The following is a 23,197-nucleotide window of genomic DNA, read 5'->3' as shown; positions in this document are numbered from 1 at the left end:
ACATTTTTAGTATACCATGAAATATTTTAAGTTTTTATTGAAAAATATTGACAAACTATTAGCTGGTTTAGTTTAAGCATAAAAGCCAAATCTTCCTCGAATAAATGGATAATAGTGTGCTATGTCTCCTTCGATATTTCAATAATGTTAGATTCCAGTTTTTTTCGAACTGGTTTTAATAAAGCTTTTCCTGCCCCCCAGTCAATATCCAAAATTCCATCTCCATTTCCTGCTGAGATACACTTTACAATTGTCACTCCTGTAAAATTATCGACAGTGACAGTTAACGAAGCTGTATTACCAGTACGGAGAAAAAATTGTTCAAATACTAATATTGAAATCTCTTTCTCAACATTCTCAGTAACTTTATAATCCTCAAATATTAAAGTTGACTTTATATCTTTGTCCTCCAAAATAAGTTGAACCGCTTGGAAGGGTTTCACATCCACAGTAAATTCAAGATAATGTCTCATTTGTTTTCCACTCCCCCAGTCCTTTTGACTTGGAATAATTCAAAAATACTAAGTTTTTTGGAATCTTTAAGCAAAGATGGGATGAGGTCGGATGGAAAAACAGGTCAATTATCATCGGCAACCATCCAGTTTTACCATCGTATCCTGAAAAATATTTTTAATAGAGCTGTTGAGTGGCGGGTCATTAAAGAAAACCCTGTCGAAAACATAAAAAAACCCTTTGATTACTTGTTTCAACAAAAACAACAGGAAAAAGCATAAAGAATTACTTCATAAATTAATCTGCCACCAATTCATCTGTACTAATAAAATAAGGACTCTGTAACAATAGAAAAAGCCTTGATAACTCAACGTTACCAAGGCATTGTTTGATGACCTGTGAGGGATTCGAACCCACGACCCCTTCCCTGTCAAGGAAGTGCTCTCCCACTGAGCTAACAAGTCGTATTTATTTAAACTACATAAATAATTATATAAAAATTTGTGATAATGTCAATAGTTTAATTATTATTCTTACATTTTTTTTGATGACATTGTTTATCATCCCAAATAAGGAACATTCGTTCTATTTTCATTGAATAAAGAACAAATGTTTGGATATAATAATAACATAAGAAAACGAAAGGGGTGATTCACATGGATGGGCTTTTCATCCGTTCAATCGAGGAAAATATTCCATTAGAAATGATTTATTTAGCCGACAACCAAGAACTCTCACAACGGAAGTTGATTGTGAAGGAAGTTCAGGACGAATACATTCGTGTTTGCTACGCAAACAAATGCGCACCTTTAAACGAGAAAATATATTATCGATTATGCCTGAATCTCGCACGAAACAACGCTACCTTCACTAATCCTCTTCCTACCTACATTCATATAACAATCTTCCCTCCGATCATTAAAAGCATTTCCTCTTTAGTTTTGTTATAATGCAGTGGTAAAGATCGAATTATTGGGGGAATAATTGCATGGAATTTCCAAAAGGCACAATCAAAGAACTTACCTTTCACAGCAGGGAGCTTGGAGAAGATTTACAGCTTCTCGTTTATCTGCCTGCAAATTTCTCACCATTATATAAGTATTCGCTGCTGATTGCCCAGGATGGCAGGGATTATTTCCAACTTGGCAGAATTGGCCGATTAGCAGACGAGTATCTTTTTGAAAGGGAAATTGAAAATTTAATTATTGTTGGGGTACCCTATAAGAATGTAGAAGAACGCCGCAGGAAATACCATCCTGAAGGCGAACAGAATCAGCAATACATTCGCTTTCTTGCCCATGAATTAGTTCCGTATTTAGATCAAGAGTTTCCAACTTATCAAATGGGCTTGACCAGAGCGCTTATTGGAGATTCTCTGGGCGCAACTGTTTCGTTAATGGCTGCCCTTCAATATCCTCATACATTTGGAAAAGTCCTTCTACAATCTCCATATGTGGATGAAAATGTATTGAATTCGGTCCAGAACTTCTCGGATGGACAGATTTTACAACTCTATCACGTGATAGGTGAACAAGAAACTGAAGTTCAGACAACAAATGGCAAAATTGAAGATTTCCTGACCCCTAACCGGAAGCTTTCAAAAATAATTTCAGAAAAACCCATTACATATTTTTATGAAGAATTTAAAGGGAATCATACTTGGACCTACTGGCAGCCAGATTTAAGACGGGCTCTTAAAATGCTATTTTAATCTTATTAGAATATACATCAAGATAAGTCGTTTAATATTTTTTGAAAATTTGCTATAATATCAGGAAGGTTAATTTTTTGTTTTAAAAAAAAAGGTCAGTTCATCAAAACGGAGGTATACGTATGAAATTTGGAGTTGTTATTTTTCCATCAAAAAAACTACAGGATTTAGCTAATTCCTATCGAAAACGTTATGACCCGCATTATGCTTTAATTACACCTCACCTAACATTGAAAACTGGATTTGAAGCGACTGAAGAAGAAGCGAAGGAATACGCTGAAAAGTTACGGAGAGTAGCTGCTAGCCATAATGCATTCACATTAAAGACTTCAAAAATCAGCTCTTTTCAGCCTGTAAATAATGTTATTTATTTCAAAGTAGACAAGACAGATGAACTTTCCGCCTTGCATAATGAAGTCAATCAAGAATTTACGGAGCAAAACTTAGAATATGCATTTGTTCCACATATCACGATTGGTCAAAAGCTATCCAATGATGAGCATTCTGATGTATTTGGATCACTGCGCATGACTAAGATTAATCATGAAGAAACGGTTGACCGTTTCCATCTACTTTATCAATTAGAAAATGGTTCCTGGACCGTTTTTGAAACATTTCGTCTTGGAAAGGAATAGTTTAAGTGACAGTCAAGATTGTAGAAAATCAAAAAGAACTTGAAGATGCCTATTCAGTTAGGAAAATCGTTTTCGTTGAAGAACAAAATGTACCTCTCGAAGAGGAAATCGACGCCTACGAGGGCGAGGCAGAACACTTTGTCATGTACGATGAAGGTTCTCCAATTGCTGCTGGTCGATTTCGTTTCGTTGATGGCTATGGAAAAGTTGAACGAATTTGTGTATTGAACAAGACAAGGAAAACTGGTGCAGGAAAAACGATTATGAATGCAATTGAGAACTATGCGCTTCAAAAAGATATTCATAAATTAAAGCTAAATGCTCAAACACATGCCATCCCCTTTTATGCAGGACTTGGTTATGAGATTGTTTCAGAGGAATTTATGGATGCTGGAATTCCTCATAAAACGATGGTAAAAGAAATATAAACGAAGGAGGCACTTGACGCTTTATGTGGCAAGTGCTTTTTGGTAATTCCAGCAATGTCGGTGAAACCCTTTTAGTTACCCTCAGGTTTTGATATGATAGAACATGTCTTGATTTTTGGATATAGAGGGTAAAAATTATGAAAACAGCAATTTATCAAAATCAGAATATTGTCCTTGAACAATTAAGCAGGGATCAATATCAAAAAATATTCCTTGCCGGAAAAAATGGTCAACTGAGCTGCCCTGCATGTAAAGAGAACGTTCGATTGTTTTTAGGTATTCAGAAGGATCCGCATTTTTACCATACACATTCACCTGAAATATATTGCCCAGAGCCTACAATAATAGCGGAAAAAGAAAAAGTAGATACACAACAATTTTCCGAAGTAAACGGATTTAGCATCCCAAAGGGTAGAACCATTACACAGACCCCGCAAAGCGTGGATCTTTTCAAAAAGTCCATAAATATTGAATATACGGTTGCGTTTAAACAGACAATTAGTGACAAACATGAGGAGCGCTCACCTTATTTACAGCAACTTGCAGACAGTGGAGTTGTTCTTGATGGAAGTCAGGCTGCTGCTGTCATGGAGACAGAAGGCTCCTTATTAGTCCTTGCTGGTGCAGGGAGTGGCAAAACTCGGGTGTTAACAGCACGAACAGCGTTTATGCTAGATGACAAACACATCGACCCAAGGACAATCATGCTCGTTACATTCACGTCAAAAGCAGCTGCTGAAATGAAAAACCGTCTGCTTTCCTATCCGCAAATGAAACGAGATAAAATCAATCAGCTTGTTACCGGAACCTTTCACAGTATTTTTTATCGTATTCTTATGTTCCATGATTCAATTAATTGGTCTTCAAATAAGCTGCTCAAAAAAGAATGGCAGCGAGACAAAATCCTGAAGGAAGCTGGCAAAGAACTCGACTTGTCTGAAAAAGAATTTGCCTATGATTTAGCTCTTCAGCAAATCGGATTATGGAAAAACTCTCTGCTGATGCCAGATGAAGTAAAGCCCACCACCGAATGGGAAGAAAAAGCAGTCTTTTTATATAAAAGATATGAAGCCTATAAGAAAAAAGAAGGTCTGTTTGATTTTGACGATATGCTAATTGGCTGCTATCAACTGTTTGCCACCACCCCTTCCCTGCTTGAACAATATCAAAATCGGTTTCATTATTTTTTAATTGACGAGTTTCAGGATATTAATAAGGTCCAGTATGAGCTGATCAAACTTTTATCCAGAAAACACAAAAATGTATGTGCCGTTGGCGACGATGATCAAGCGATCTATTCGTTTCGGGGTAGTGACCCAAGCTATTTGCTAGAATTTGAAAAAGATTTTCCCTATGCCAAAATGGTCACACTTGATCAAAATTATCGATCGTCTCATGAAATTGTCTCGGCTGCTAATCAAATGATTGCAGCTAATAATATAAGAAGAATAAAAAAAATGAAAGCACAGTTTTCATCAGAAAAACTCCCACAGTTATTTTTCCCCTATGATGAAGAGGAAGAAGCAACAATGATTGTTACCGATATACAGGAGAGGATTTCACTTGGTGCAAATCCTTCAGACTTTGCCATTCTTTATCGGACCAATGCAGGTTCTCGTGCAGTGTTTGAAAGACTGGCTGGCTCCAATCTTCCTTTTAAAATTGATTTGGATGCAGAGGCTTTTTACGAACGCTATATTGTGAGAAGCGTCCTGGCATTTCTAAAGGTGAGTTTAAATGAGGATGACACGCAAGCAATGTCAGACATTTTACCATTATTATTTTTAAAGCAGGCAGTCCTAAAAGAATTAAAAGCACAAAGTATCCTAAAAGACTGCAGTCTTCTTGAGGCACTCGCACATTTAACGACAGCCCATGCATTTCAGGAAAAGAAATTAAAAAAAGCTGTCACGATTATTCGAGGGTTAAAGCATTCTTCACCTCACACTGCGATTGAAAAGGTCGAGAAAGATATTGGCTTTCTTGATTTTCTGAAAAAACGCGGAAATGAATCGAATAAACTTGAAAAAGGATCGGACGATCTTAAGGATTTAAAGGTGGCTGCAAAAAGTTTCGACAAAATTGAAGCATTTCTAGCTCATTCCGAGCACATGTCGGCGATGAACAAAGAAATCAAAAATTTAAGTAAACATTTTCATGAAGCAATCAGCCTAAGTACAATCCACCGCTCAAAAGGCCTTGAATACAAAACCGTTTATATGATCGGCGCAGTCGATGGCAGCCTTCCGCATGATTTTGCCTTGGAAGCCTATCGAAATGGTGACTTTACTGCACTCGAAGAAGAAAGAAGACTATTTTACGTGGCGATGACTCGCGCAAAGGAGCAGCTATTTATTTCTATTCTGCAAAATAGACGAGGGAAAAAAGCAAATCGCTCAAGGTTCCTAATTCCTCTTACTAAAAAGAAGAAGACCGATTCCTAAAACTTAGGAAAGTGGTCTTCTTCTTTTACTTTTTATTGATCATATTCGAAATTGTATTAAGGTCAAGCTGCTTTCCATCGTTAACAATTGATTTTACAATTTGATCTTCCATTTCTTTACTTACCGGTTTATTGGCAATTTGAGAAACCCGACGAATCACATTACGGACTGTTTTTTCATCTTTAAAATTCGCATTTTGTAATGAATTGGCTAAATCTAAGATATCTTTCATATTAACTCCCGTTTTCTTTTCAATGTTTTTAAAAAATCCATTATCCATGGTAAAAGATCACGCTCCTTTATAAACTACTTTATTGTATGAAGGAAAGAGAAAATGGTGAATTAAATAGGAAAAGCGTACGCGCCCTTAGGCGCATACGCTAAACAAGTAAAGAAAGGGCTGGCCACTTTTTTGGCCAACCCCTTCCCCTTCCATTAATATAAGCTTACTGTTTATTAATAGAAGCTTGCACCAACAATGATTAAAAGGATGAATAATACTACGATTAACACAAAAGTTGAACCGTACCCGTATCCACCGCCGTATCCGTAGCCGCAGCCGCCATAACCAAAGCCCATAGAAATGTCACCTCACTTCTGTAATCTCATTAATAACATATGAAATTACTTTATACTGTGTGTAGGCGCGACATCCATTTCTGTAAATTGGATATTAATAATGAGTAATTTATCCTTTAGGTTTAAAGATTAGTGCACCAAGAAACCCGAATATTATAGCTGCAGAGATACCAGAACTTGTCACTTGGAACATACCGGTGAGTACTCCTATCAGCCCATGTTTCTCTGCATCCTGAAGTGCCCCATGGACTAATGAATTCCCAAAACTGGTAATTGGAATGGTAGCACCTGCCCCTGCAAAGTCAACTAGGGGCTCATACAGTCCAAAACCATCTAATATAGCTCCAATGACAACCAGCAAACTTAGTGTATGACCAGGTGTAAGCTTGGCAACATCAAATAAAAGCTGCCCTAGAACACAGATTAGCCCACCAATAACAAATGCCCAGAAAAACATTGCTAGCATAGGATCACCCCTTATCTCCATTCATTTCAATAGCAACAGCATGTGCAATACATGGGATCGATTCGTTTTGCTGAAAGCTGAGCGGGGATAACAGAGCCCCCGTCGCAACTACTAAGATTCGTTTATATGTACCTTTTTTCATTTGGTTCAGTAAATGCCCATATAAGGCTGTGGCTGAGCATCCCGCACCGCTTCCCCCCGATTGTACAGGCTGATCATCCTTATACATTAATAAACCACAATCCTGAAATTGTTTTCGTTCTAATTGAAGTCCACTCTTATTGATTACCTCAAAAGCTGTATCATGACCAACTCGGCCGAGGTCTCCAGTTACAATCAAGTCATAATATGAGGGGTCTAATTGAAGATCGCGGAAATGGGCCATAATTGTATCAGCTGCTGCTGGTGCCATCGCGCCGCCCATATTAAACGGATCGGTTAATCCCATATCGATGACTTTTCCAATCGTTGCCGAAGTTGTTACTGGGTGCATCTGTCCTGGTTCATTTGGTTGAACTAAAGCTACACCAGCACCTGTTACCGTCCATTGTGCAGTCGGAGGCTTTTGACCTCCATACTCTGTTGGGTATCGAAACTGTTTTTCGACTGCTGCATTATGACTTGATGCACCCGTAAGCACGTATTTTGCCCCCTGGTAATTTACCACAAAAGAGGCTAAGGCCAGCCCTTCCATGGACGTTGAGCAAGCCCCAAACAGACCAAAGTATGGAATCTGCATTGTCCTTGCTGCAAAACTGGTTGGTGTAATTTGATTAATTAAGTCTCCAGCAAATAAAAATTGAATCTGCTCTTTTTCAACATTCCCTTTTTGTAAAGCAGTTTTAATTGCTTCTTCTAATAGTAAACGGTGAGCTTTTTCATAAGACTCCTTTCCCATCCATAAGTCTTCATATAATAAATCGAAATCATTGGCTAAATTTCCATTGGCTTCAAATGGTCCACCAGTAACCCCGGTAGCAGTGATCATTGGCCGATTTGTAAATATCCAAGATTGGTGCCCTTTTAGCAATTACAAAACCCCCCAAATCACTAACAGCGTTTTAACAAGCGCAACAACAAAAGCTGAGAAAACACCGAAGAGCACTACCGATCCAGCTAGCTTGAACATATTTCCACCTACACCTAAAACAAAGCCTTCCGTTCGATGTTCGATACATGCCGAGATTACGGCATTACCAAAGCCCGTAACGGGCACAGCACTTCCTGCACCAGCAAATTGTCCGAGACGATCGTAAATTCCGAAGCCAGTGAGTAACATTGATAGAAAGACCATTGTTGCCACGGTCGGATTTCCTACACTCTGTTCGGTAAAATCAAAAAAGTAAATATAAAAGTAACTGATGGCTTGGCCGACAACACAAATAAGTCCACCAACAAAAAATGCCTTCATACAATTCTTCAAAACAGGCCTTTTAATTTCATGCTTCTGCTGAAGCTGTTGATAGTTGCGCTGCTGAGGCGTCATGTTCTTCTGCTTACTGGTTGCCATCTTCATTCTTCCTTTCTTACTTCATATCTTTCGTCATTTTAACGATTTCGTTAAAGCGCTTTTCAGCCCTTTGATGAGAAAATTTAGAGGAGGTTTTCATTCTCTCATCAAGTCTCACTGCTTCAAGGAAAATTTTGTAGTCACTTGAAATGGTAAAGTTATCATTGGGATATTTTTCTTCAAGCATTTTGTTGATGTTTTTTTCAATTTTTTTCATTCTAAACCGATGCAAATGCTTAACCTTATATACCACTAGTGTATCCTTTTTCCCTTTTATAACGGCCACATCATATAATTCTGGAAACGCGCTTACATCATGTTCAATTTCTTTTACATGATTTTTACTTATGCTTTTCCCGGTTACGATCGGATTAGGATTCGTTGTTTTCATAAGGGCTATTTGACTATCCTTAACCTGTGGATTTTGACTACAGGAGGAGAGTAATAATAAACAAGCGAATAATACCCAATGATGAATAGCTTTCATTTGATTCCCATCCCTTATTCCGTTTTTTAACCATCACTATAGGTAGTTTTTTCGATATTGTCTAAAATTATGACTAGTTACGAGTAATTTATCTATATTCCTTCGTAAAACAAAAAAACTGCCAGTCAATCTGGCAGTTCCCTTAAGCCTATTTAGAAGTTTTTTTTCCGCAGCCACAACCTGAACCTTTTTGCTTTATGGATTTTGACGGTTGATACATGTGAGTGGATTGTGTTGTTTCTATATCTTGTGTTGTTTCTGTACCTTGTGTTGTGTTTGTATATTGGTTTCTCCTTTTTTTCTGACTCATTAATTCTCTCTCCCTTGCTATCAATTCATTCCTACTTGTATTAGAATATGACCAAGATGTAGGTCTTGTCTCAGCAAACATCTTATTTATCGATAAAATACTGTACAATTAACTCCAATATTGATGCAATGCCAGCAACCGCTAAAATTAATATTATAGGGTAGGAAACGATTGGATATAGAAGTGATATACCGACAACTCCTACAGAAGTCCATATTCCTGTACACCAATAACAGCTAAGAAGTTCACCGAGGAACTTTTTGACCCCTTTTTCCTTTGGTACATAATAAACCTCGATTTCACCATAATCATCTACTTCTTTGATTTCATTGAAAAAAGGCTCCCTAATAAATTCGGTTATTTTATCAAAAACAAATAATCTTGTTAGCCTAAAAGACGCAAGTGATAGAATAACCAGGTTTAATAAAGTTATTTTCATGTTGTGTTTCCTTTCTTCCTTTCAGAGACATTTTTTCGCCTAATTTACTCAAACAAGGCTATTGTCCGTTACCCAAAAGTGCTCTGTGAAATATGTTAATAATGTAAGATATCTATCGGATTAAGGAGGAAAAATAAATGGGTTGTGGAAATAATGATCATGATTTTCATAAAGGTAATTGTGTTTGCGAAGTCGTTCGTGCAATTAAGGATATCCAAGATAATGCTATAGAAGAAGATGAATGTCCTGAATGTTCCAGTTGCTTCAATGAGCCACTGGGTACATTGGTATCACCAGCAAGGAGAGATCCAGTTGATACTCGTGTCTTTGTTTTAAGTACTGCGGATGGTTCACCATTCCACGCTTTCTTTAGTAACGAAAACAATGCATGTGTATCCATCTACTTCCGTGTCGAAGATGTTTTTGATAACTGCTGTGCTACACTTCGTGTATTAGTACCTGGTCGCCGTGAAGGTGGAACTTTCTGCCCAGTAAACTTAGTTTCAGGTGGAGATAAGTGTTGTATTAACCTCGATAAGGTTTGTCAAGTTGAACGTTTCCGCGCAAGTAACGATTGCATTACAGTTGACTTAAGATGCTTCTGCGCTGTTCAATGTATTGCGGATGTTAACTTAGGAATTTGCAACTAAAAATATTGCCAGTCGGTATAATCGGCTGGCTTTTTTGTTGTCTCTATTTTTTGAGTCCAATCAGGATAACCCCTTTAAGTGTTTGGACCGGCACTGTTTTAGTCGATTTATCATGAAAACGAATCGTTACTTCGTTTCCATCGTACTCTGTTAGGTATCCCTGATAATTTTTTTCTTCGGTAATAAAAACGCATGGTGGAGGCGGAAGGACTATTGGATAGTTGATTAAATAATCTAATCGTTCTTTAATATCCATTTCTTTAAAGGGTTTCACCCTGTTAAAGGGAGAATGCTTCCTTTCCTGAATCGATGTTGTTGATTTTGTTGCTGGATTATCTGATCTAGATGCTTCCGTTCCTATTAGCTCTTGAACTATTTCCATTTTTAAAAGAGAAATTTTCTTTTTGCTTTCAGCCTCTACCAGCTTTTCTTCCTCAACCAGCTCTTCATCTTCCTGTCTGCTCGTATAAATGTCCTGCATGTTAGTTGCAGGAGTCCTTGCAAACGGCTGGTGTATATAGAGTAATGGACCTTTACTTTTCTTTTCCGACATGCTCTGTACCTCCATTTACGTAATCCTACACATTATATTTATGCTAGAGGCCCATAGGCGTTCATAGGAAAATAAGAAATTTACTGCAAGCAAAAAGGCCCGCATCAAATGCGGGCCTTCATCATCATCCTTATAGAATATGATATCCGGAATCAACATGAATGTTTTCGCCGGTAATTCCTCGTGAAAGTTCACTGAAAAGGAATAGCGCTGTGTCGCCTACTTCTTCCGGTGTGGTAGCTCTCCGTAATGGTGCTCTTTCTTCCACTACTTTTGTAATTGCGTTAAAATCACCAACACCTTTAGCAGATAAAGTCCGAATCGGACCAGCTGAGATGGAATTAACACGAATGCCTTCTTTTCCTAGATCCGCTGCAAGGTAACGAACACTTGCATCAAGGGAAGCCTTGGCAACTCCCATGACATTATAATTTGGAAGGGCACGCTCACCGCCTAAGTAAGTCAATGTCACAATGCTTCCTCCGTCAGTCATTAATCCTCTTGCCTCTTTGGCAACAGCTGTCAATGAATATGAACTGATGTTATGAGCGAGCAAGAAGCCCTCTCTCGTTGTATTCAAATATTCACCTTTTAGTTCTTCTTTATTTGCAAAAGCAATACAATGTGCCACGCCTTGAATAGTCCCAACTGCTTCTTTAATTTCAGCAAAGCACTTCGCAACGTCTTCATCGCGTGTAACATCACACGGTAAAACAAGTGTCCCTTCAGCCTCTAAGGAATTAGCAAGTTCACGAACACTGCTTTCTAATCTTTCACCTGCATAGGTAAAAATTAATCTTGCTCCTGCATTGTGCAATGAGCGGGCAATTCCCCATGCAATACTGCGTTTATTGGCAACACCCATTACTACATAAGTTTTTCCAGATAAAGAAAGATTCATATTGAAAAAGTCCTCCTACTATTACATTAGTTATTAGTTATTAGTACTTGGTACTAATTTTACACTAATTTACGACAAATGAAAAGTTCAACACATCAAACAACATTTTTTCAAAAATACTTTAACAGGTTTCGCAGAATTCTAACTCTCTTTTTAGTTCATCCACATATTCCTTCGATCCAGTAACAATCAAGCGGTCATTCATTTGCAGCTCTGTATCTCCATGTGGGACGATGGAATCCTTGCCACGGAAAATTCGGACAAATATGATATCTCCTGTAAAAGGAAATCTCCGTAAAGACATCCCATCAAATTGCCTATTCAGCATAACAATTTCATAAAGTCCTGTCTCCTGATTTGTTAATATATTTAACAAGGTTGGCGATTCAATTAAGGCCCGAAGCAATACTTTGGTTGACATAAAGGCAGAAAACACTTCTATATTATGCTCCCGTAAGCTTTCCTCTAATTCAGGACTTTCTATTCGGGCAATGACCCTAGAAACTCCTTTTTCTTTCGAAGCTACAGAAAGTGTAGCATTTACTCTTTCATCACCTGTTGAAATCACTACAACTTCTGATTGAAAGACGTTTGTATTCTCCAACGTTTCAAGGGAATAATCGGGAATTTCAACTATGTCAAAAAGAGAATTAGCAATTTGCTTTTCTGATTTCTCCATTTGTGTATGATACAAGATTGGATCATACAAGCCTGATTTTAATTCTCGTGAGACGGGCAATGTGGTCTGATTGGCACCTAAGAATGCCACGTTTACCCTTTTATTAGCAACCACTTCTTTAGGGAATAACTTTTTAAAAACAATCGGTGTAAAAATAGACGTAATTACAGCAACCAATATTAATGTGCCGCTCATCTGCGGTGTTATGATTTCTAACCTTTCTCCTATTGTCGCTGCCGCAATGACCAGTGAAAGAGTAGAAGTGAGTAAAAAACCCGCTGCAATGACTGTTTTCAACTCATACCAAATTTTCAAAATATACACGGGGATTAGTTTTGATAAAAGCAGCCCCAGTAATAGCAACGGTATCAATAATAAGAGTTTTTTTTCATTAAAAAGGGACCAAATATCAAGTTTTACCCCCACCATTACAAAAAAGATGGGAATCAAAAATCCATACCCGAATGAGTCTAGCTTATGTACAAGCTCTTGGTTCGGAGATAACAACGAAACAAGGACACCTGCTAGAAACGCTCCTAAGATATTTTCTGCACCCACTGTTTCAGAAAGCCCTACTAATACGATGATCAGTGTAAACACTGCCCTCGTCCCTATTTGAACGGTTCCCGTTGAAAGTGTTTCTATAAAAGTTCGATTTTTAAATCTTTTGCCAAGAAAATAAAGAACGATACCTGCGGCAAATAAAATAAGTAACAGCCACGTATTTCCATGTCCTGATTCATATAGCGATACAAAGACAGCAAGCAATATCATCGTTACTAAATCGGCTATGACCGCAACCAATAAGATAATTTGTCCGATGACGGTTTTCATCAGATGTGCCTCTTTCAAAGTAGGCACAACAACACCCAATGATATGGTCGAAATGATCAGCGTCATTAAAAAGGCATTCTCAATAAAACCAGCTATCACAAACAAAAAGGATAAACCAAGTGAGAAAATAAAGATACCTGCAAAGATTAGCCCCGCAACTACAAATGAATTAGGCTCTTTTTTTCCATTTGGAAGCTTTTTACCCAATTTCCTCCCAGCAAAGGCCGTGAAGTCTATCTCAAGTCCGCTTAAAAACATGAGAAAAATAAACCCTAAGGTCGATAGGGTTGAGAGCCACATATCTTCGTGGACCACATCAAAACCGCTTTTACCGATGACCAATCCCATAATAATTTCAGCGACGACCACAGGGATATAATTCAATTTAAACCGATGTAAAAGAATCGGTGTTAAAAATGCAATCGTAACAACAATTAATAAAGAAATAACTGAAACCTGCTGCTCCATTCATGTAACTCCTCTCAAAAAAGTTTTAGATTAGAATCCTTTTTATAAAAACTAACTCTAAGGCAAAAAATATCGATATAAGGGAGTTGAATTTATGAAAATTGATATAATCGGTGATATTCATGGGTGTTTAACGGAATTAAAGGAACTGACCATTTCACTTGGTTATAAATGGGAGAACGGTATCCCGAGACATCCCAATAATAGAGTGCTGGGATTTCTCGGTGATTTAACAGACCGGGGACCTGCTTCACTTAACGTAATCGAAATTGTATGGCAGTTAGTCATTAAAGAAAAAACAGGCTATTACACACCAGGGAATCATTGTAATAAGTTATACCGTTTCTTCCTTGGCAACAAAGTTCAGATTGCCCACGGGTTAGAAACAACAGTTGCCGAATATGAATCATTATATAAAAAAGAGCAGCAATCCATTCGAAAAAAATTCACCGAACTTTATGAAAGGGCTCCATTATATTTAGTAATAGACAACAAAAAGCTTGTTATTGCCCATGCAGGGATTAAGGAGGAATTTATCGGACAATCGCATACTAAGGTCAAAGAATTTGTCCTTTACGGCGATATAACAGGTAAAAAACACCCTGACGGTTCACCGATTAGAAGAGATTGGGCCAAAGAGTATCACGGTGAAGCATGTATCGTTTACGGACATACTCCTGTGAATGAGCCAAGAATCATCAATAATACCTATAATATTGATACTGGGGCAGTCTTCGGAGGAAACCTAACCGCCTTAAGATATCCTGAAATGGAATTGGTTTCGATTAAATCTACTATGCCATATGTAGAGGAAAAGTTTAAGCAATTTGATTGAAATTGAAAAAGCGGGATCGCACGCAAGCTCAAATTAAAAAGGCTGCCTCCTATAAAAGCGAGTCAGCCTCTAAAATTTCACTCATATCCCTCGGTAATGGTGCAGTAAAAATCATTTCCTCTCCTGAAAACGGATGAATAAATTTTATTCTTTTACAATGAAGAGCCTGCCTAGCAATTAATGTTAGATCTCCCCCATACAAATCGTCACCTAGCAAAGGATGGTTTAAATAAGACATATGGACTCTAATTTGATGGGTTCGTCCGGTTTCAAGTGTGAGCTCCAAATAGGTAAATGCAATATGTTTCTCGATCACTTGATAATGAGTGCAGGCATATTGACCATCCGCACGAACTTCCCGCTCAATAATGCTGTCCTCTTTGCGGCCAATGGGCGCTGTAATCGTGCCACTATCTAGTGAAATCCAGCCTCCAGCAAAAGCTTCATATGTCCTTTTCACCTGCCCACCCCGTTGCATCAAACTGAACAAGTGATGGACATGGCGATGCTTAGCAATTAGAACAATCCCTGAAGTATCCCTGTCAAGCCGAGTTACTATGTGGGTTGTAGCCTGCAGCCCACTGCGCTGATAATAGCCTACAAGGGCATTTGCCAAGCTGTGTACGGGGTGTTCTCGAGACGGAATCGTATTCATTCCTGCGGGTTTATTGACAACCAACAAATACTTATCTTCATATAAAATCGTTAACGGGATTTCTTCGCCCTTTAGTCCCTCGCTAGGACTCTCCATGGGGAAAATAACCATTACTTCATCCCCAAATGCCAACCTGTATCGAACATTTACTTCTTCTCCATTTACTTGGATACTGCCGCCCTTGAACTTAATATCCGTTAAGGCCGTTCTGGAAATTTCTTCCTTCTTTAAAAATTCTCTTAAAAGTTTTCCACTATCGCTTTCACTAATTTTCCACTTCATTTGAAACGGGGAAGTCATTATAATGGCCCCTTCTCGTCAATCTGAAATAAAGGAATCATGAACTCTTTTCCAAAAAGGAAACGGCCGGAAACGGGCAAAGCGGATTTTTTCTTCTGGCACCCTAAATTGGATTGATTTTACATCCTTATGAAGCAAGGTCAGATGGTCGATGGTCACTTGAAAATCAGACCGATTCACTGGTTTAAGCATACATGTATGGTGTTCAGGGAGAATAAGCGGCGAGCCTATTGTTCTAAAGACTTTGTTATTTATCGATGCCATCTCAGCCACTTGGAGGGCAGAAATCGAAGGATGGATAATCGCCCCGCCAAGTGCCTTATTATAGGCGGTACTACCCGATGGTGTTGAAACGCATAAGCCGTCCCCACGGAACCGCTCGAAATGCTGTCCGCGGATTTCCACATCCATGACGAGTGTCCCCTCGACACTTTTTACAGTTGACTCATTTAAGGCAAGATACCTTGATTCCTTCCCTGCATGTGAGTAACGGATAATCACTTCTAACAATGGGTATTCCACGACTTGATAGGGTGTTTTAGCAATCGCAATCACTAACTTTTCAATTTCATCTGGGATCCAATCTGCATAAAAGCCGAGATGGCCTGTGTGAATTCCTACAAAGGCTGTTTTATCCAAACGGCTGCTATAGCGATGAAAGGCATAAAGGAGTGTCCCGTCACCACCAATGGAAACAACTATATCTGGTTGGTCCTCATCGTACACAAGATCAAAATCAAGTAAATAGGTCCTCATTTTGTGCATTAAAATATTTGATTTTTGATCTCCTTTTGATGTTATCGCAAATTTCATAGTATTTTTGCTCCTTGTGACTTGAATGGCTTTTCAAAAGACGGTTATGACAATTAATCCTTTTCTTCTTGTTTTAATTCTTTCTTTCTTGTAAAAAAGGCCTGAGCATCCTGAATTTCACCACGAATCAATGACATCTCCTCATCTAACCGAAATGCCGCTTCAGCTGCTCTTTGCAAACGCATTTGAATATCACTTGGAAAAACACCTTTATACTTATAGCTAAGCGTATGTTCAATTGTCGCCCAAAAATTCATTGCCAAAGTTCGTATTTGAATTTCCGCTAAGATTTTCTTTTCCCCATGTATCGTTTGAACGGGGTAGCTTATGACAACATGATAGGACCGGTACCCGCTTGACTTTTTATGGGAAATATAATCTCTATCCTCTACGATTTCAAAATCATTCCGGTTTCGCAATAAATCGACAACCGTATGAATGTCATCGACAAACTGACACATAATACGCATACCTGCAATATCCTGCATTTCTTCTTCCAATCTTTCTAGTGGTATTCCTTTCTGATTCGCTTTGTCAAGAATACTTGCGATTGGTTTAACTCTTCCCGTCACAAATTCAATCGGTGAATGAGTAGCATCGAGTTCAAATTGACCTCTCATCCCCTTTAATTTTACTTTTAATTCTGCAACAGCCTGTTTATATGGAGCTAAAAATTGGTCCCAATGCTTCATGATTTCACCTCAAAACAAATTATGTTAAGAAAATACACTCTACTTTTGTAACCAATTCTTTTCCATAATTACTATTACCTTTAATATTTGTTAAGAGATAATCAAATTCATCATGAAAATTTATTAGTTCTTTTTGCTCATCATTAAAGGTGACCCAGACAGGCAACTTTTTTTCCTGGGCATTTTTTAAAAGCGGCCAGATTTGTTCATGTAAAACGATATATGTATAATCATTTTTATCTTCCATTAAGTAAATGAAAGAGTATTGGGCAGAGTCTACAAGAATCTGTTCCCCAGGAACCAATTCCAGAATTGGCTCATTTGTTTCTAACAATAGTTTATCTTCATTTATGTATGCCTTTAGGATTGCAATATTTTTCTTCATCTCTTTACCTCCATTGTCTACCTACCTATTTTAGCATAATTCATCCATTTCTCCCAAGGATTGATGTTTAAGTTGGAAGTGAGATAATAAAGAAAACACTCAGTTGAAAGGAAGTTCGGCATGACGCAAAATATTGAAATCGAATTTAAAAATATGCTAACAAGAATAGAATATGAAAGCCTCCTTAAGTATTTCAAGATAGACAAAAACCAATTATTTTCACAAGAAAACCACTACTTTGATACACCTGATTTTGCTTTAAAAAGTAAAGACTCTGCACTAAGAATTCGTAAAAAGGGAGGGGCCTACGAAATGACCTTAAAACAGCCGGCATCTGTAGGGCTGCTAGAGACAAATCAGATAATAGGGGAAGAAGAAGCCTCTACCGCAATTCACCATGGGAGACTTCCAACAGGGATCATTCAGCGTCTTATCGAAGACTACCAAATTTCTTTTTCAACTATTGAATATTTTGGATCATTAATTACGGAGCGAGTAGAATTCAATTACAAACAAGGCTTACTGGTATTGGACCATAGTATTTATCTAAGTGAAGAGGATTATGAATTAGAATATGAGGTTGAAAACTATCAGGTTGGAGAAAAAAATTTTCTTGAATTTCTTAAACAATTTAAGATTCCTACACGAAAAACAGAAAATAAAATTCGCCGTTTCTATAACAAAAAATACGAACAAACAAAACGTGATTAAATTCTTTAAATTAGCTAAAGGGAAGTTTCAATTTGGAGTTTTTTCCAACATACTACTGCCTCATTCTCCTTTTAAGAATTGCTCACTTGGTACACATTAATAATGTGTTCAGAGTGACAAATTCACATTTTCAAAGCAATTAATTTGAGATATGAAATAGGCATTGTTAAAATAAATCTACATAATACTTTAAAGGAGTTGTCAACATGATTGAGAGAAAGCTTTCACCATTTGAATCCATTGGTGAAGATACATTACACCATCTTGTGGACACTTTTTATGGACTTGTTGCACAACATCCTGATCTTGCTCCAATATTCCCAAATCAATTTACAGAAATTGCTCGTAAACAAAAGCAATTCTTAACTCAATATTTAGGCGGCCCTGCTTTGTATACAGCAGAACATGGCCATCCAATGATGCGTGCTCGCCATTTGCCATTTCCAGTTACTCCAACACGTGCGAAAGCATGGTTATCTTGCATGACTCAAGCAATGGACAAAATTGGCTTAAATGGTCCAATAAGGGACGAATTTTATTCAAGACTTCATCTTACTGCCCAACACATGATTAACACGCCTGATGGTGAGGTATTAGGTGAAGATAGTGAATAGTTCAAGATCTTCTCGCTCCAAGCAACAATGTGGCGGAAATGAGAAAAAGCCAATTGAGATTTATATGTTTATTGACCCATTATGCCCGGAATGTTGGGCATTAGAGCCCATTTTAAAGAAGCTTCAAATCGAATATGGCCGTTATTTTTCAATTAAGCATATTTTGAGTGGTCGATTAGCTGATTTAAATTTGAGTAAGAAAAAGAAATTTGAGAATCTCGCTCAAGTTTGGGAAAAGACTGCTAGCAGGTCAGGAATGTCATGTGATGGAAGCCTATGGTTAGAGAATCCCGTCGATTCTCCTTTTACAGTTTCCATAGCTCTAAAAGCAGCTGAATTGCAAGGGAGACGTGCTGGTCTTCGTTTCCTGCGAAGAATACAAGAGGGCTTGTTTTTAGAAAAACTAAATGTTTCTAATCTTGAAGTGTTAAAGGATTGCGCTAAGAGTTTAGGTTTAGATGTGGAGGAATTCATGTATGATATCCATTCCGAAAGTGCTGCGAAAGCCTTCCAATGTGATTTGAAGATCACATCTGAAATGGATGTACAAGAAATTCCTACGTTAGTATTTTTCAATGAAAATGTAGAGGATGAAGGAATTAAGATAACTGGTTCTTATCCATATGAGGTATATGTCCAAATTTTAGAGGAAATGCTCTCTGAAAAGCCAGTGCAATCTCCCCCGCCTCCGTTAGAAACGTTTATGAAATTTTTTAAATTTGTTGCCTCAAAGGAAATTGCTGTTGTTTATAATATGTCTATTTCGCAAATTGAACGGGAGATGAAGAAACTACTATTAAAGCAAGTAGTCGAACAAATCCCCGCTAAATATGGAACCTTTTGGAGATATATCGAAGAATAGAAAATGTCGTTTGCAAACGGCATTTTTTAATTTAAGGCCATGTTAAAGGGTTATTGTTGGTTTTATAGGCTAAGTTGATTGGAGCTGAAATCAACAGCCTCGTTTAACAGATCCTATGAAAAAAACGAAAATGCCTTGCAGCTTTTATACTGCAAGGCATTTTTCTATTATACGAACAAAGGGGATGGGAGAAATTTTTCACGGTTCAAACAAAGGGGTATATGTTTGTTGTGATCAACTTCACGTATATAATATAGCATGGGGTAAAAGATATTGACAATAAGTTTGTGCTTTATTTCACATAATTGTCAAAAATCATAATTTCATGGAATGGACAATAGACATAATAGTACGAAGAATGAAAACTACTTTTTAAAAGGGTGGCCATGTTCGATGAGAAAATTCCCTTTCATTATTATGGTACTGTTTATTTTGTTTGGCTTTTTCCTCCAAATACTCGCATTATTAAAGATCTTCCCTCTATTGCTTAGTACACCAATATTGTTTGTATCCATTTTTATTTTCATTTTTTATCTTAATGACAGAAAACGATTTAGAGGATTTTAAAAGGGATGGATGCCAATAGGCACCATCCCCTTTATTTATGCTTTTGATAACAATTGTTCTAATTCATTCAATTTCTCTTCAAATACCTTACAAGCATTTTTGATTGGCTCTGCACTTGTCATATCTACACCGGCTTTTTTCAGCACTTCGATAGGATAATCTGAACTTCCCGAACTTAGAAAGTCAATGTATCTTTTGACTGCTGGCTCTCCCTCTTCTAAAATTTGCTTGCTTAATGCAGTGGCTGCACTAAAACCAGTTGCATACTGGTAAACATAATAATTGTAATAAAAATGAGGAATTCTCGCCCATTCTAATCCGATTTCCTCATCAATCACAATATCCTCATCACCGAAATATTTTTTATTCAATTCGTAATAGCTTTCCGTTAATGCATCCGCTGTTAATGCCTCGTTATTTTGTGCCTTTTGATGGATCATGTGTTCAAATTCCGCAAACATGGTTTGACGGAACACGGTGCCTCTAAAGCCTTCTAAATAATGATTGAGTAAGTATATTCGTTTTTGTTCATCATCAATTGTTTTTAATAAGTAGTCATTTAGAAGTGCTTCATTGCAGGTTGAAGCCACTTCAGCAACGAAAATAGAATAGTTACCGTAAGGATATGGTTGTGATTTCCGTGTATAGTAACTGTGAACAGAATGGCCAAATTCATGGGCAAGTGTAAATAAATTATTTACATTATCCTGCCAGTTCATCAGAATATACGGATGTGTACCGTATGCTCCTGAAGAATAAGCCCCACTCCGCTTTCCTTTATTTTCATGCACATCAACCCAGCGATTTTCAAAGCCCTCTGTTAATATTTTCGAATATTCCTCGCCTAATGGGGCTAACCCTTTAATGACTAAATCCTTAGCCTCATCGTATTTGATTTCCATTTTTACATCCTTCACAAGTGGAGTAAATAAATCGTACATATGAAGCTCATCAAGCCCAAGCACTTTTTTACGAAGCTTCACATAGCGACGTAATAAATGAAGATTATCGGTAACAGTATTTACAAGGTTATCATAAACACTCTCCGGTATATTGTTTGCGGAAAGGGCTGAGTGTCTAGCTGAATCATATTTTCTTACTCGTGCATTAAAATTATCTTTCTTCACATTTCCACTTAATGTACTTGAAAATGTATTTTTAAATTCACCATACGTTTTATATACGGCTTTAAACGCATCATGTCTTACCCTTGGATCTGAGCTTTCTAAAAAGCGAATATAACGGCCATGAGTAATTTCTACTTCTTCGCCATTTTCATCTTTGATAGATGGAAATTGAAGGTCCGCATTGTTTAACATTCCAAACGTATTGCTAGAAGCATCCATCACTTCACTCGCTTCAGCTAGCAATGCTTCCTGCTCCGCTGTTAGGACATGCGGTCTTTGCAAATTAATTTCAGCTAGAGCATGCTCATATAATTTTAGTTCTGATTTCTCATTTAAGAAGCTAGTTACTTTGCTCTCGTCTAGAGAGAGAACTTCTGGAACAATATAAGCCAACTGGCTGGATGCTTGTGAATACAGATTTTTCATTCTGTCATCCAAGCCCTGATAAAAAGAGTTCGTCGTGTCTTGGTCATAGCGCATATGTGAATATGTATAAAGCTTTCCAATTCGTTCTAACAGCTTGTCTTGGAACTGAAGAGCTTGATACAGTGTCTCTGCACTTTCCCCTAATTTTCCTTCGAATTCTTTAATCCCCGGGATTTGAGCTTTTACCTCTTGAAACTCTTTTTCCCATTCCTGGTCACTCGAAAAAATATCTTCTAATTTCCATGTATCTTGTTCAGAAATTTCACTTCGTGCTGGCAGCGATTTTACTGCAGTTTCATTTGCCATCCTTAATCCTCCATTCTTTTATTCGCCCTACGTAAAGAAATGATCATTACATTATATTCTCCTTATCTTTTCAAACTCCTTTTCACAATTGGCAGCTAGGAAACTATTTACACTTTTATATAGTATGCCCTTATACATATTTTCATTTATTTATTTAAAAGGATTCGCTGGTATTTTTGAAAAAATATCAGCTTCGCTTCCTCTCTTTCTCGATTGGACTTTGGAATCGATATCTTCCGTATCAATTGGTAACTAGTATCTCCTTTTCTTGATATCATACCCAATTGCTCTAACAGTAAAAGGTAATCGAAAATAGCTAAAAACGGATTAACTTTTTCAAGCAGTGATAAATTTCTTACAACGATTTCTTTTTTCTTAATTCTCTTATTTAAATTGCAGTTAATTTCATGTAGGGATATTAAATCATCGGGGCTTTTGTCGGCGATTATATCTATAAAAAAATACGTTTGCCAAATGATCGGTGGTGTTTGGAGAAGTAGTGAGTGATGGACGGGAAGACCAATTTCTGGCGGTAATAAGAAAAGATTAAGATGTTTGTTATATATTTCATGAAAAAATGATTTATGCTGATTCCCTGGATGAAGAGCCCAATTTAGATTAAATTTTTCATTTTCACTATTCCAGCTTGATAGATTAATCTGATTGCCCATCTTGGGTTCCAATAAATCACGTAAGTCTATTTTTTTTATAGGATAAAAGGAATGATTGGCGAAAGCATTTTTTGTGGAATAGGGAGTGATTGATTCAACCATATGAAATTGCTGTTTTTCGGGGCAATATGATGGAATATAGAACTTTCCAGAAGTAGTGGTCCGTAAAAATAAGTACTGAAAGTTTGACAATGCAACGATATTCCTCTTTTTAATGCGTATTTTGTTGCTAGAAAGAATCCATAGTGGTATGTACCCATTCTGAAGATATGAATTCGTCCGCTTAATAAAAATGCTCTCTGGAATGGTTGAGCATTGATACTCTAACGCGTATTTCTTTCCATTATAATTAAACATGATATCAGGTCGCTGTTGAATATCCCTATCATAGTACTCTAAAACGGAAGGAATCTTTTGTCTTATCAGCCACTGATAGAGTTGACGTTTTCCCTCCATGTGGTAATTCGATTCGCTCTCATAAAAATCACGGCAAGCTCCCCCCTGCTTATGGGCAAAATGAAAAATCCTCTGATCTCCTAACTTAAGCAAAACACTTTCCCCACAAATAGGGCAAAAAAATTCTTCTTTGCTACGGAGGGCCAAAAGAGTGTCTTTTTTGTAATCAAGCCCTAGACAGATTTTTTCACCAATTTTTGTTTGTGCTGTTAACAATTATTTCTCGCCTC

Annotated in this window: 29 protein-coding genes and 1 tRNA gene; 11 read left to right on the top strand and 19 right to left on the bottom strand. The window is 37.4% G+C overall.

Annotation, left to right across the window (positions count from 1 at the left end):
* Positions 1-119: 119 nt before the first annotated feature.
* Positions 120-473, bottom strand: a complete 354-nt coding sequence (locus CCK98_RS08060) for a DUF6054 family protein (protein WP_088086106.1) — start codon at positions 471-473, stop codon at positions 120-122.
* On the opposite strand from CCK98_RS08060, the gene CCK98_RS35170 reads away from it, so the two are divergent.
* The gene (locus CCK98_RS35170; protein ID WP_179195739.1) at positions 465-734 is read left to right on the top strand and encodes a phage integrase SAM-like domain-containing protein; all 270 of its coding nucleotides are present in this window, start codon (positions 465-467) and stop codon (positions 732-734) included. The genes CCK98_RS08060 and CCK98_RS35170 overlap by 9 nt on opposite strands.
* Positions 735-845: 111 nt before the next feature.
* Here CCK98_RS35170 and CCK98_RS08050 read toward each other — a convergent pair.
* Positions 846-917, bottom strand: a tRNA-Val gene (locus CCK98_RS08050).
* A 192-nt stretch (positions 918-1,109) separates the two neighbouring features.
* Here CCK98_RS08050 and CCK98_RS08045 point away from each other — a divergent pair.
* The 5 genes from CCK98_RS08045 (at position 1,110) to CCK98_RS08025 (ending at position 5,671) form a co-directional block, all read left to right on the top strand.
* The gene (locus tag CCK98_RS08045; RefSeq protein ID WP_088086104.1) at positions 1,110-1,403 is read left to right on the top strand and encodes a hypothetical protein; all 294 of its coding nucleotides are present in this window, start codon (positions 1,110-1,112) and stop codon (positions 1,401-1,403) included.
* A 38-nt stretch (positions 1,404-1,441) separates the two neighbouring features.
* On the top strand, positions 1,442-2,164 hold the full coding sequence (locus CCK98_RS08040; RefSeq protein ID WP_088086103.1) for an esterase family protein: 723 nt from the start codon (positions 1,442-1,444) through the stop codon (positions 2,162-2,164).
* Positions 2,165-2,286: 122 nt separating this feature from the next.
* Positions 2,287-2,799, top strand: coding sequence for a YjcG family protein (locus CCK98_RS08035; RefSeq protein ID WP_088086102.1), 513 nt, complete (start codon positions 2,287-2,289; stop codon positions 2,797-2,799).
* Positions 2,800-2,804: 5 nt separating this feature from the next.
* Positions 2,805-3,227 carry a GNAT family N-acetyltransferase gene (locus CCK98_RS08030; protein ID WP_088086101.1) on the top strand — a complete coding sequence of 141 codons (423 nt, stop codon included), beginning with the start codon at positions 2,805-2,807 and terminating at the stop codon, positions 3,225-3,227.
* Between the two features lie 137 nt (positions 3,228-3,364).
* On the top strand, positions 3,365-5,671 hold the full coding sequence (locus CCK98_RS08025) for a UvrD-helicase domain-containing protein (RefSeq protein ID WP_088086100.1): 2,307 nt from the start codon (positions 3,365-3,367) through the stop codon (positions 5,669-5,671).
* Between the two features lie 25 nt (positions 5,672-5,696).
* Here the strand turns inward: CCK98_RS08025 and CCK98_RS08020 are convergent, their stop codons facing one another.
* The 8 genes from CCK98_RS08020 to CCK98_RS07990 all read right to left on the bottom strand — a co-directional run bounded on the left by CCK98_RS08020 (position 5,697) and on the right by CCK98_RS07990 (position 9,462).
* The gene (locus CCK98_RS08020) at positions 5,697-5,951 is read right to left on the bottom strand and encodes a stage VI sporulation protein F (RefSeq protein ID WP_088086099.1); all 255 of its coding nucleotides are present in this window, start codon (positions 5,949-5,951) and stop codon (positions 5,697-5,699) included.
* A 176-nt stretch (positions 5,952-6,127) separates the two neighbouring features.
* The gene (locus CCK98_RS08015; protein WP_088086098.1) at positions 6,128-6,250 is read right to left on the bottom strand and encodes a YjcZ family sporulation protein; all 123 of its coding nucleotides are present in this window, start codon (positions 6,248-6,250) and stop codon (positions 6,128-6,130) included.
* A 109-nt stretch (positions 6,251-6,359) separates the two neighbouring features.
* Positions 6,360-6,716: a stage V sporulation protein AE gene (spoVAE, locus tag CCK98_RS08010; RefSeq protein ID WP_088086097.1), complete on the bottom strand. Its 357-nt coding sequence runs from the start codon at positions 6,714-6,716 to the stop codon at positions 6,360-6,362.
* Positions 6,717-6,720: 4 nt separating this feature from the next.
* On the bottom strand, positions 6,721-7,746 hold the full coding sequence (gene spoVAD, locus CCK98_RS08005) for a stage V sporulation protein AD (protein WP_088086096.1): 1,026 nt from the start codon (positions 7,744-7,746) through the stop codon (positions 6,721-6,723).
* Positions 7,747-8,226, bottom strand: a complete 480-nt coding sequence (spoVAC, locus tag CCK98_RS08000) for a stage V sporulation protein AC (protein WP_088086095.1) — start codon at positions 8,224-8,226, stop codon at positions 7,747-7,749.
* Between the two features lie 16 nt (positions 8,227-8,242).
* The gene (locus tag CCK98_RS07995) at positions 8,243-8,713 is read right to left on the bottom strand and encodes a sporulation protein (RefSeq protein WP_088086094.1); all 471 of its coding nucleotides are present in this window, start codon (positions 8,711-8,713) and stop codon (positions 8,243-8,245) included.
* A 148-nt stretch (positions 8,714-8,861) separates the two neighbouring features.
* Complete coding sequence (locus CCK98_RS35165) at positions 8,862-9,023, bottom strand: hypothetical protein (RefSeq protein ID WP_179195738.1); 162 nt, start codon at positions 9,021-9,023, stop codon at positions 8,862-8,864.
* Between the two features lie 82 nt (positions 9,024-9,105).
* Positions 9,106-9,462 (bottom strand): DUF1360 domain-containing protein, encoded by a 357-nt coding sequence (locus CCK98_RS07990; RefSeq protein WP_088086093.1) that lies wholly within the window; start codon positions 9,460-9,462, stop codon positions 9,106-9,108.
* A 137-nt stretch (positions 9,463-9,599) separates the two neighbouring features.
* Here CCK98_RS07990 and CCK98_RS07985 point away from each other — a divergent pair, with 137 nt between their 5' ends.
* On the top strand, positions 9,600-10,112 hold the full coding sequence (locus CCK98_RS07985; protein ID WP_088086092.1) for a CotY/CotZ family spore coat protein: 513 nt from the start codon (positions 9,600-9,602) through the stop codon (positions 10,110-10,112).
* A gap of 43 nt (positions 10,113-10,155) precedes the next feature.
* Here CCK98_RS07985 and CCK98_RS07980 read toward each other — a convergent pair whose 3' ends face one another.
* The 3 genes from CCK98_RS07980 to CCK98_RS07970 all read right to left on the bottom strand — a co-directional run bounded on the left by CCK98_RS07980 (position 10,156) and on the right by CCK98_RS07970 (position 13,547).
* Positions 10,156-10,665 carry a CotO family spore coat protein gene (locus tag CCK98_RS07980; protein ID WP_179195737.1) on the bottom strand — a complete coding sequence of 170 codons (510 nt, stop codon included), beginning with the start codon at positions 10,663-10,665 and terminating at the stop codon, positions 10,156-10,158.
* A 130-nt stretch (positions 10,666-10,795) separates the two neighbouring features.
* Positions 10,796-11,566, bottom strand: coding sequence for an enoyl-ACP reductase FabI (gene fabI / locus CCK98_RS07975; RefSeq protein ID WP_088086090.1), 771 nt, complete (start codon positions 11,564-11,566; stop codon positions 10,796-10,798).
* 121 nt (positions 11,567-11,687) lie between these two features.
* Complete coding sequence (locus CCK98_RS07970) at positions 11,688-13,547, bottom strand: monovalent cation:proton antiporter family protein (RefSeq protein WP_088086089.1); 1,860 nt, start codon at positions 13,545-13,547, stop codon at positions 11,688-11,690.
* A gap of 94 nt (positions 13,548-13,641) precedes the next feature.
* Here CCK98_RS07970 and prpE point away from each other — a divergent pair, with 94 nt between their 5' ends.
* On the top strand, positions 13,642-14,382 hold the full coding sequence (prpE, locus tag CCK98_RS07965) for a bis(5'-nucleosyl)-tetraphosphatase PrpE (protein ID WP_088086088.1): 741 nt from the start codon (positions 13,642-13,644) through the stop codon (positions 14,380-14,382).
* A 49-nt stretch (positions 14,383-14,431) separates the two neighbouring features.
* Here the strand turns inward: prpE and CCK98_RS07960 are convergent, their stop codons facing one another.
* Genes CCK98_RS07960 through CCK98_RS07945 form a run of 4 tightly spaced genes read right to left on the bottom strand, consistent with a single transcriptional unit; the run spans position 14,432 to position 17,227 of the window.
* On the bottom strand, positions 14,432-15,337 hold the full coding sequence (locus tag CCK98_RS07960; RefSeq protein ID WP_088086087.1) for an RluA family pseudouridine synthase: 906 nt from the start codon (positions 15,335-15,337) through the stop codon (positions 14,432-14,434).
* Between the two features lie 18 nt (positions 15,338-15,355).
* A complete protein-coding gene (locus tag CCK98_RS07955; protein ID WP_088086086.1) occupies positions 15,356-16,150 on the bottom strand; it encodes an NAD kinase in 795 nt (264 codons plus the stop codon).
* 53 nt (positions 16,151-16,203) lie between these two features.
* The gene (locus CCK98_RS07950) at positions 16,204-16,842 is read right to left on the bottom strand and encodes a GTP pyrophosphokinase family protein (protein WP_088086085.1); all 639 of its coding nucleotides are present in this window, start codon (positions 16,840-16,842) and stop codon (positions 16,204-16,206) included.
* A gap of 19 nt (positions 16,843-16,861) precedes the next feature.
* Positions 16,862-17,227: a hypothetical protein gene (locus CCK98_RS07945; protein WP_088086084.1), complete on the bottom strand. Its 366-nt coding sequence runs from the start codon at positions 17,225-17,227 to the stop codon at positions 16,862-16,864.
* 120 nt (positions 17,228-17,347) lie between these two features.
* On the opposite strand from CCK98_RS07945, the gene CCK98_RS07940 reads away from it, so the two are divergent.
* The 3 genes from CCK98_RS07940 to CCK98_RS07930 all read left to right on the top strand — a co-directional run bounded on the left by CCK98_RS07940 (position 17,348) and on the right by CCK98_RS07930 (position 19,414).
* Complete coding sequence (locus CCK98_RS07940) at positions 17,348-17,938, top strand: CYTH domain-containing protein (protein WP_088086083.1); 591 nt, start codon at positions 17,348-17,350, stop codon at positions 17,936-17,938.
* A 206-nt stretch (positions 17,939-18,144) separates the two neighbouring features.
* Complete coding sequence (locus CCK98_RS07935) at positions 18,145-18,552, top strand: globin (RefSeq protein WP_088086082.1); 408 nt, start codon at positions 18,145-18,147, stop codon at positions 18,550-18,552.
* Positions 18,545-19,414: a ClpXP adapter SpxH family protein gene (locus tag CCK98_RS07930; protein WP_256942279.1), complete on the top strand. Its 870-nt coding sequence runs from the start codon at positions 18,545-18,547 to the stop codon at positions 19,412-19,414. The genes CCK98_RS07935 and CCK98_RS07930 overlap by 8 nt, the downstream gene beginning before the upstream one ends.
* A gap of 602 nt (positions 19,415-20,016) precedes the next feature.
* Here CCK98_RS07930 and pepF read toward each other — a convergent pair.
* Together pepF and CCK98_RS07920 are read right to left on the bottom strand one after the other, a co-directional pair.
* Positions 20,017-21,840: an oligoendopeptidase F gene (gene pepF / locus CCK98_RS07925; RefSeq protein WP_088086081.1), complete on the bottom strand. Its 1,824-nt coding sequence runs from the start codon at positions 21,838-21,840 to the stop codon at positions 20,017-20,019.
* 146 nt (positions 21,841-21,986) lie between these two features.
* Complete coding sequence (locus tag CCK98_RS07920; protein ID WP_088086080.1) at positions 21,987-23,183, bottom strand: competence protein CoiA; 1,197 nt, start codon at positions 23,181-23,183, stop codon at positions 21,987-21,989.
* Positions 23,184-23,197 lie beyond the last annotated feature (14 nt).

The sequence above is a fragment of the Bacillus sp. OV166 genome, from assembly GCF_900177675.1.
GTDB lineage: Bacteria > Bacillota > Bacilli > Bacillales > Cytobacillaceae > Neobacillus.
This window is presented reverse-complemented; position numbering and strand designations above follow the sequence as displayed.